We start from the raw sequence: 8,714 nt of genomic DNA, 5'->3' as shown, positions 1-8,714 counted from the left end.
CCACAGGCCCGCGCAACGCCACAACGTCGGCAAGAGCACCAAAAGAGCACTCAGTCTCACCGCAAGCCGAAAACCGACAGGTTAAACAACAAGCTGAGAGCCTGTGCTCAATCTTGCGGCGGGTAGCGGCCCCCTGCGGGAATTGCAGACGCTGCCTGGCTGTGGGGTCCCCGACATCATGAATGCCGGTCGGGGCTGTCCTAGCCAGGCACAGCCCACGCCACAACGTTCAAAACAGCCTCTTGAACCCCGTCAGACCTCGGAGTTCTGCGGCGCCTGTTCCGGCTTCTCGTCCGGGGTCTCGTCGGGCGGCGGTGGTTCCGCTTCGGGCTCCCCGGCGGGTTCGGCCGGTTGCTCCGGTTCCTCTTCCACCAGCGAGCGGATCGCCGAGTTCAGCACCGCGACCATCGGCACCGCGAGCAGCGCGCCGATGATGCCCGAGACCACCACGCCGATGCTGATCGCCAGCACCACGCCCAGCGCGTGGATCTGCACGGCGCGGCCCAGGATCAGCGGCTGCAGCACGTTGCCCTCGATCTGCTGCACCGCGAGCACGATGCCGACCACGATCAGCGCGACGACCCAGCCCTTGGTCACCAGCGCCACCAGCACCGCGACCGCGCCGGAGGCCACCGCGCCGACGATCGGCACGAAACCACCGAGGAACACCAGCGCCGCCAGCGGGATCGCCAGCGGCACGCCCAGGATCATCAGGCCCGTGCCGATGCCGAGCGCGTCCACCACCGCGACCAGCGCGGTCGCCCGCACGAAGCCGACCAGCGACGCGAAGCCCTTGCAGCCGGCGACGTCGACGCGGTGCCGCACGTGCTTCGGCGCCAGCTTCGTCACGAACAGCCACACCCCGCGGCCGTCGTGCAGGAAGTAGATCAGCGTGAACAGCGCCAGCACCAACCCGGTGAGGAAGTTGCCGAAGGTGCCCGCGGTGGACAGCGCGCCGCTGGTCAACGCCGCCTGGTTGGCGGCCAGCCACTCCTGGGCCTGGTCCAGGTAGCGGCCTATCTGCTCCTCGTTGATGTGCAGCGGGCCCTGCGCCAGCGAGTCCTTCAGCTGGTTGAGGCTGGCGACGACCTGGCGCTGCAGGTCGGGGAAGCCGTCGATGAACGCGTTGATGACGAAGGTGAGGACGCCGCCGACGACCGCGAGCCCGCCGATCAGCACCATCGCGGTGGCCAGCGCCCGCGGCACGCCGCGCCGGGCCAGCCAGGACACGATCGGGGCCAGCAGCGCCGACAGCAGCAGCGCGATGGCCACCGGGATCACGACGACGTAGATCTGGCCGATGACCAGCCCCACCACGTACAGGGCGCCGAGTACCACCACCAACCGCCAGCTCAACGCCGCCGAGACGCGGAGCACGCGGGGAATCGACGCCGCCGCGTCGTCCCGGGTGGTGATCTTGAAGTCGTTCACCCTGCCACCGTAGCGCCGACCACCGGACCCGGGGGCGGAATGACCACGGCGCGCAATCGGGCCGGAACACCAGTAACACGATGTGGCGAAGCTGTCGCTCTGTGCTTACGGAAGTGGCGGTTGTGGTGAAAGAGTGCGCGGCGGCGAGGAGGCAGAGTCCAACAGGGAGTCGCCCGAAGCCGAGGAGGTTCTGGCACCGAGATGTCCGGCCGCTACCGCACGACGGGAGCCGCCCGACCGTGGCGGCTGCTGACCCGTGCCCTGGTGGTGGCGGGCGCGACGGTCGCCGGAACCTCCGCGGCTTGGCTCATCGGCACCGGGCTCCCGGCGGACGCCTCGAACCTCGCCCCGGCCGCGCCCGCCGACGAATCGGCCGCGCCGCCGGAATCGGCGAACCCACCGGCCGCGCCGGTGGAAGGTGCGACCACCGACCGGTCCGGCCCGGCGGAGTTCTCGCTCGGCCGCCTGAACCCGGTCGAGCTGGTCCGGTCCGAGCCGGCGGAGCGGTTGCTCGACGCGGCGAAGCCGGTGACCGGCGTGCTGCAGGAGTCGGCCGACGGCGTCCGGCACGTCGCGGGCGACGCGCTGTCGGTCACCGAAGCCCAGGCGGGCGCGCTGTCCACGTCCGTCGACAGTGGACTGGATGGGCTCGACGGCCCGCTGCTGTCCGGGGAAACCGCCCCGCAGCAGGGCTTTTCGCCGTCCATGCCGCTTCAGCAGGCCGCACCGGCGCCGGGCTTCCCGCCCGCTGTCCCGCAGTCGGCGCAGCTGGTCGAGCACCAGCGGTCGCCGGAGCAGGCGGACGCGGTCACCCGGCCGCGAGCGCCGGAACCCGCTGAGGCACCCGGAAACCAGGGCTGGCCAAGGCCTTTCGCCCTGCCCACGCTGCCCGGCGCGCCCGGCTGCGGTGGCGCCGGCGACGGACAGCAGCACAACACCGCCGCGGTCGGCTGCTACCCGGCCGAACCGGCCCGCACCCCAGCCTTCGCCGGGGCCTCGACCCGCGACATCGCCAGCACGCTGATCAGCGCGCCCGAACCGCAGCCGGGCACTACACCCGACTAGACCGCTGCGCGGCGCAGGCGACGGATCTCGTTGCCGCCGAAAGGAAATCCGCCGCGCGCAACCCGGCTCCACATTTCCGATGCCCGCCGTCTCCCGATGATCAAGTTCCGATGACGGTGTGGCGCCCTCAGTTGATTTTCCTCCCCTGCAGGGGGAAACCTTGTGAAGGAGAGATCCATGCAGACTTGGGCGAAGCGCGGTGTGCAAGCCGCGCTGGTCACTGGTGGGATGTTGGCCGTCGGCACGGGGGTCGCGTCCGCCAGCCAGGCCTGCCCGGAGCGTCCGACCCCGCCGCTGGGCGAATCGATGCTCCCCCCAGTACTCGACGAGCTCGGAGACGATGCGGTGCCTGCCGATCGGTGCTTCGCGGGTGAGCTGTTCCCCGAGAGCTCCGGCACGCGGTACAACGCGCTGCTGGTGGAGTCGCGGACCAGCCATCCGGTCACCGCGATCGCGGGCACCATCGACCCGGTGCGCGATCTGCTGCCGGCCGTCGAGAACGAGCTGACCCGGGAGATGCCGGCGCTGCGCGACTGGCACATCCCGGCGCAGACCGCCCCGCTGCACCTGGCCGGCTGGGTCGCCGACCCCGCCGAAGCCCGGCCGCTGGACCTCGTGCCCGGCCGGTCGCCCTTCGACGGCGACCGCCCGGTCACGCCCGCCGAGGGCTTCCACCGCTCGCTGAGCTGGGCAGGTCCCATCGGTGCCGTCATCCAGGGAGGTGCCAACACCCTTGACGAGGGTGCTTTTCAAACGAGTGCGCTCCTGGATGTCCCTGCAGACCTCGTGATCCCACACGACGACCTGGTCTACTTCGACGGCTTCAGCACCCCGGCCGGCGGCATCGTCGAGCTCTGGGAGAACGCGCTGTCCCGCGGCCAGGGCGGCCTGGTGACGCCGGACCGGGTGGACCTCACCACCGCGGAGCTGCCCGGGCTGCGCAGCGACCTGCGCACCGTGCCGCACGAGGTGCTGGCCGGGGCGCTGTCCGCGGTCGCCGCCGAGCCGTCGCCGCGCGCCGACCTCGTGCCGCTGGAGGTGCCGGGCGAGCACCAGGTGAAGGCCAACGAGATCCCGGACCTCACCGGAATCCCCCTAGTCAGCGTGTCCCGGACGCCGGGCACCACGCAGCGCGGCGAGTCCCCCGGCGTGACGGCGCCGCTGCCGGCGCTGGGTGAGCTCAACGCGTTCAGCGGCGGCCAGACCTCGGTGCCGCAGGTCAGCCGGATCTCCTCCGCGCTGGACGGCACCGCGGCGCGCAGCGAGGAGCCGGCGTTCACGGCTGCGCCGCTGCGCTCCGACGTCGCGGTCACGGTGCTGGACGAGCTGGCCGCGGCGGTGCCCCCGGAGCAGGTCGTCACGAAGAACCCGTTCCGGCCGGTGCCCGCGCCGCGGACCGGCATGGCGCTGCCGGTGCTCGACGGCGGCGTCCCGGACATCACGGCGGTGCAGGGCCACACGCTCCCGACGCCGGGCGTGACCTCCGACGGCGTCCTGCGCTCCCTGGAGAACGCGGACACGGTCGTGTTCAACCGGATCTGATCCGAACGCGAAGAACCGGGGCGAGCACCACGCTCGCCCCGGTTTTTTCATGCCCACGAACGGCTACGGCACCGGAGCGGTTCGGGGGGCTTCCGGGGCCGCTTCGCCCGGGTCGATCACCGTGCGCCGGGAGCGCCACCACAGCACCGCGTTGTAGAGCAGGAACGCCAGTCCGAAGTAGACGTAGGAGTTGCCGATCAGCTGCTGGAAGAAGTTCCAGGTCAGCTCCAGGCCGTCGCCCTGGGGCATCTTCCAGTGCGGACCCATCATGAAGAACCCGGCCGTCATGGCGGCCGCGAGCAGCAGCCCCCAGTTCCGCCGGACGTAGCCCGCGCCGAGCAGCAGCACCAGGCCCGGGATCGCCCAAACCCAGTGGTGCGACCAGGAGATCGGCGACACCAGCAACCCGAGGATGGCGTTGATCGTCACCGCCGTCGGCAGATCCCGCTGCCGGACCGCGTGCACCATCCCCACCACGGCCAGCACCAGCGCGAGCAGCGCGAGCAGCCCGAACACCACGGTCAGGCTCGGCGTGGACATCTTGCTCAGCAGCGAGCGCAGCGACTGGTTGCCCGCGTAGGTCGACGCGTCGCCGGTGAACTTCGGCCCGAAGGACACGTTGCTGCTGGCCAGCATCTCCTGCAGCCAGAACCGCCGGGCGTTGTCGAAGGTCAGCGCGAAGCCCAGCAGCGCGGTGCCCAGGAAGGTCAGCAGCGAGACCACGATCATCCGGACGTCCCGGCGCAGCAGCGGCAGCAGCAGGAACACCAGCGGCGTCAGCTTGATCCCGGCGGCCAGGCCGATCAGCAGGCCGCGTGGGTACGGCAGCTTCTTCGCTCCATCGGTCCGCCACAGGCAGTCGATCATGACCAGCGCCATCAGCACGATGTTGATCTGCGCGTAGGTGATCGTCTCCAGCACCGGCTCGCTGATCGTGGCCAGCGGCAGCACCGCCGCCGTCACCAGCAGCACCTTGTCCCGGTGCGCGCGCAGGAACGTCGAGGCGCTGAGCACCACGTACAGCGTCGCGATGAGCGCGAGGTGGCTGACCAGCATGATCACCGCGGTCGAGCCGGCCTTCGGGATCAGGGCCAGCGGTGCGAACAGGATCGCCGCGAACGGCGGGTAGATGAACGGCAGCTCCAGCCCGGATTCGGTGGCCGGCAGGCCGTTGTAGAGGTCGCGCCCGGCCAGCAGCGCCTTCGCGCCGAGCCGGTAGACCTCACCGTCGATGTGGTCGTGCGTGTTGACGGTGGAGACCACCATCACCGCGACCAGCTCCGCGACCGCGATCACGGCCAGCAGAGATCGGTGGTCGCGCAACCGCTCCCACAGCGGCGGTCGACCCGCGGTCCCGTGCACCGGCATGCACCATCCTCTCGCCTGCGGCACCTCGACCAGCGTAGGGATTCGATCGGCAGCGGGGACGGCGCGGGGCGTTTTGAGCGCAATGCCACCCATCGATGTTTCACCTGCTCGCCTCATCAAATCCCGGCCGTCGAGGTGACCTGGGCGGAAACGGTGCGTGAACAACTAACGCACAGCTATGCGCACAGCGTGAATACCACCATTACGGGTGGTGACTGAGGCCTTGAATTTCGCCCTGCACTGAGGGGAGGCTCAGACGGACTGCTCCGTTTGGTGGGGAGGAGGGGGCCGAATGAGTGTCCTCGAGGTGACCGCACCGGGCCAGTTGGCGCCGGTTTGGGACGAACTCATCAGCGGACTGAATCTCGGCGTGCTGCTGACCGATGACCGTGGCCAGGTGCTGGCCACCAACGACGTCGCCGCCGAACTGATGCAGCTGGCCAAGGCCGACCTGCTCACCGGCGCCCGGCCCACCGGCTGGCAGGTGCGCGACGACACCGGCGCCCCGATGCCCGACTGGGCCGAGCTGGCCGGCCAGGTGCTGCGGGCCGGTTCGCCGCTGTCGATCCCGATGGTGATCGCCCGCAGCGGCCAACCGCTGAGCCGCATCTGGGCGGACTACCACGCGGTGCAGGTGCAGGGCCGCCGCCGGGTGCTGGTGCTGCTGCAGCCGGTGCACACCGACGTCCCGCACAGCCGCGGCCTGCTGGACCCGCTGACCGGCCTGCCGGCCCGCGCCCTCCTGCTGGACCGGCTGGAGCAGTCGCTGGTCCGCGCCCGCAGCCGCGGCACGCTGTCCACGCTGGTGCTCATCGACGTGCATCGGCTGGCCGCCTTCAACGCCGAGTACGGCTTCGACCGGGGCGACGACCTGCTGACCACGCTGGCCGGGCGGCTCCGGGAGGGGCTCAGCGACGAGCACACCGTCGCCCGCTACGGCGGCGACGAGTTCGCGGTGGTCGCGGAGCACCCGAGCGGCACCGGCGAGGAGATCGCCGCGCAGGCGCGGGAGGTGGCGGGCTGGCCGGTGCGCATCGGCCGAAAGCGAGTTCGTCCCGGATTGCGGGTGAGCTGGGTGACCACCGACGGTCAAGCGTCGGTGCACGCGGTCCTCGCCCGGGCCGAACAACAGCTCCAACACTAGGAAAGGAGGTACCGCGTGGGTCTTGAGCAGACCCCGAGCAAGAAACAGGGGGCACCCGCGCGAAGCGGGTGCCCCCTCCTCCTGCCCCGTCCAGGTCTCCGCAATTTCAATTGGAAATCGGACCTTCGATTTCCATTGAAATTGCGCGAGCTATCCACAGATGGCCGAAGTTGTCCACAGGGGTTCGGTGTGTCGTGACGTGACACGCCGACAGTGCGCAACTTCCATTATTGAGATTGTGGTCAGCGCTCCAGTTTGCCGGTGATGAAGTCCTCGACCGCCTGGTAGGCGGCGGAGTCGGAGTACTGCTCCGGCGGCGACTTCATGAAGTACGACGACGCGGACAGGATCGGCCCGCCGATGCCCCGGTCCTTGGCGATCTTGGCGGCCCGGATCGCGTCGATGATGATCCCCGCCGAGTTCGGCGAGTCCCACACCTCCAGCTTGTACTCCAGGTTCAGCGGCACGTCGCCGAACGCGCGGCCCTCCAGCCGGATGTAGGCCCACTTGCGGTCGTCCAGCCACGGCACGTAGTCCGACGGCCCGATGTGCACGTTGCGCTTGCCGAGGTCGCGGTCCACCTGCGAGGTCACGGACTGCGTCTTGGAGGTCTTCTTCGACTCCAGCCGCTCCAGTTCCTTCATGTTCAGGAAGTCCATGTTGCCGCCGACGTTCAGCTGCATCGTGCGGTCCAGGTGCACGCCGCGGTCCTCGAACAGCTTGGCCAGCACTCGGTGCGTGATGGTGGCCCCGACCTGCGACTTGATGTCGTCGCCGACGATCGGCACGCCCGCGTCGGTGAACTTCTGCGCCCACTCCGGGTCGGAGGCGATGAACACCGGCAGCGCGTTGACGAAGGCCACGCCGGCGTCCAGCGCGCACTGCGCGTAGAACTTGTCCGCCGCTTCGGAGCCCACCGGCAGGTAGGACACCAGGACGTCGACCTCGGCGTCCTGGAGCGCCTGCACCACGTCGACCGGCCGCTCGTCGGACTCCTCGATGGTCTCCCGGTAGAAGCGGCCGAGACCGTCGTAGGTGTGGCCGCGCTGCACGGTGACGCCCAGCGGGGGCACGTCGGCGATCTTGATGGTGTTGTTCTCGCTGGCGACGATCGCCTCGGACAGGTCGCGGCCGACCTTCTTCGCGTCCACGTCGAAGGCGGCGACGAACTTCACGTCGCGCACGTGGTAGTCGCCGAAGGTGACGTGCATCAGGCCCGGAACCCGGGTCCCGGGCTCGGCGTCGGCGTAGTAGTGAACGCCCTGCACCAGCGACGCCGCGCAGTTCCCGACGCCCACGATCGCCACCCGCACCGCTCGACGATCTCCGCCCATGGCAGGGCCCTCCTTCTTGCTCATCTGTCGTGTCCTTGCAGTTCTTGCTCGCCGACGTTGGGTCGGCCCGGCGCCGCAGCAGCCTGCTCGGCGCGTTCCTGTTCGATGATTTCGTCGAGCCAGCGGACCTCGTGCTCGCTGTGGTCCAGCCGGAGCCGGTGCAGCTCGCGGGTATAGCGGTCCAACCGGTCCCCGGAGCCCGCCAATGCGCTGCGCAGGCCGTCGCGGCGTTCCTCGACGCGGCGCCGACGCCCTTCCAGGATCCGCATCCGGACCTCGGCCGGCGTGCGGGAGAAGAACACCATGTGCACGCCGAAGGCGTTGTCGTCGCAGGCCTGCGGCCCGCAGTCGCCGACCAGCTCGGCGAACCGGTGCTGCCCGGCAGCTGTGATGCGGTACACGCGGCGCGTCCGCCGACCCCACCCGCGCGAGCCGGGTGCGTCGGTTTCTTCCTCGATCAACCCGGCGCGCTGCAGCCTGCGCAACGTCGGGTACAAAGTTCCGCAGGACAGTGCGCGGAAGGCGCCGAGCGCGTCGTGCAACCGCTTCCGCAGCTCATAGCCGTGCATCGGAGCTTCGTGGAGCAGCCCGAGCACGGCGAGTTCCAGCATTCGCACCTCCTCCGCCCGCGTTCAGCGCCCGATTGCCGCCCAATCGCAGCGCCGGATTCCAGGGCGGCCCCGCACACCCACAGATCGCGGCGAGGCAGGCCACCCTTCGGATTGTATCGCGCCGATATATCGGGAAACACAATCGAGCGGCCCTTGACGTGGTGGTCGTCACCGCTGGTGGCGGTCGGAGGCCCGGCCTGCCCTGAACGGCGCATGGAG

Annotated in this window: 7 protein-coding genes; 3 read left to right on the top strand and 4 right to left on the bottom strand. The window is 70.0% G+C overall.

Features of this window, described 5'->3' with window-relative positions; all coding sequences use genetic code 11:
• Positions 1–252: 252 nt before the first annotated feature.
• On the bottom strand, positions 253–1,431 hold the full coding sequence (locus AC07EQ_RS42045; RefSeq protein WP_478393370.1) for an AI-2E family transporter: 1,179 nt from the start codon (positions 1,429–1,431) through the stop codon (positions 253–255).
• A gap of 201 nt (positions 1,432–1,632) precedes the next feature.
• Here AC07EQ_RS42045 and AC07EQ_RS42040 point away from each other — a divergent pair, with 201 nt between their 5' ends.
• Both AC07EQ_RS42040 and AC07EQ_RS42035 read left to right on the top strand, forming a co-directional pair.
• Positions 1,633–2,496 carry a hypothetical protein gene (locus tag AC07EQ_RS42040; protein ID WP_478393369.1) on the top strand — a complete coding sequence of 288 codons (864 nt, stop codon included), beginning with the start codon at positions 1,633–1,635 and terminating at the stop codon, positions 2,494–2,496.
• Positions 2,497–2,673: 177 nt separating this feature from the next.
• A complete protein-coding gene (locus tag AC07EQ_RS42035; RefSeq protein ID WP_478393368.1) occupies positions 2,674–4,038 on the top strand; it encodes a hypothetical protein in 1,365 nt (454 codons plus the stop codon).
• A gap of 63 nt (positions 4,039–4,101) precedes the next feature.
• Here AC07EQ_RS42035 and AC07EQ_RS42030 read toward each other — a convergent pair whose 3' ends face one another.
• Positions 4,102–5,406, bottom strand: a complete 1,305-nt coding sequence (locus AC07EQ_RS42030) for a glycosyltransferase 87 family protein (RefSeq protein ID WP_478393367.1) — start codon at positions 5,404–5,406, stop codon at positions 4,102–4,104.
• 292 nt (positions 5,407–5,698) lie between these two features.
• On the opposite strand from AC07EQ_RS42030, the gene AC07EQ_RS42025 reads away from it, so the two are divergent.
• Entirely contained in the window at positions 5,699–6,550 is an 852-nt protein-coding gene (locus AC07EQ_RS42025; protein WP_478393366.1) for a GGDEF domain-containing protein, read from the top strand.
• A 242-nt stretch (positions 6,551–6,792) separates the two neighbouring features.
• On the opposite strand, the gene AC07EQ_RS42020 is transcribed toward AC07EQ_RS42025, so the two are convergent.
• Positions 6,793–7,884, bottom strand: coding sequence for an inositol-3-phosphate synthase (locus AC07EQ_RS42020; RefSeq protein ID WP_478393372.1), 1,092 nt, complete (start codon positions 7,882–7,884; stop codon positions 6,793–6,795).
• A 20-nt stretch (positions 7,885–7,904) separates the two neighbouring features.
• On the bottom strand, positions 7,905–8,495 hold the full coding sequence (locus AC07EQ_RS42015) for a PadR family transcriptional regulator (RefSeq protein WP_132479515.1): 591 nt from the start codon (positions 8,493–8,495) through the stop codon (positions 7,905–7,907).
• Positions 8,496–8,714 lie beyond the last annotated feature (219 nt).

The organism is Saccharopolyspora sp. NPDC045839 (assembly GCF_056431645.1).
Note: the sequence above shows the minus strand (reverse complement) of the source record. Positions and strands in the feature narration are given on the sequence as shown.

Excerpts from the sequence above, each read along its gene's own strand:
- AC07EQ_RS42020 (WP_478393372.1), bottom strand. The coding sequence starts at position 7,884 with ATGGGCGGAGATCGTCGAGCGGTGCGGGTGGCGATCGTGGGCGTCGGG.
- AC07EQ_RS42015 (WP_132479515.1), bottom strand. The coding sequence starts at position 8,495 with ATGCTGGAACTCGCCGTGCTCGGGCTGCTCCACGAAGCTCCGATGCAC.
- AC07EQ_RS42025 (WP_478393366.1), top strand. The coding sequence starts at position 5,699 with ATGAGTGTCCTCGAGGTGACCGCACCGGGCCAGTTGGCGCCGGTTTGG.
- AC07EQ_RS42035 (WP_478393368.1), top strand. The coding sequence starts at position 2,674 with ATGCAGACTTGGGCGAAGCGCGGTGTGCAAGCCGCGCTGGTCACTGGT.
- AC07EQ_RS42040 (WP_478393369.1), top strand. The coding sequence starts at position 1,633 with ATGTCCGGCCGCTACCGCACGACGGGAGCCGCCCGACCGTGGCGGCTG.
- AC07EQ_RS42030 (WP_478393367.1), bottom strand. The coding sequence starts at position 5,406 with ATGCCGGTGCACGGGACCGCGGGTCGACCGCCGCTGTGGGAGCGGTTG.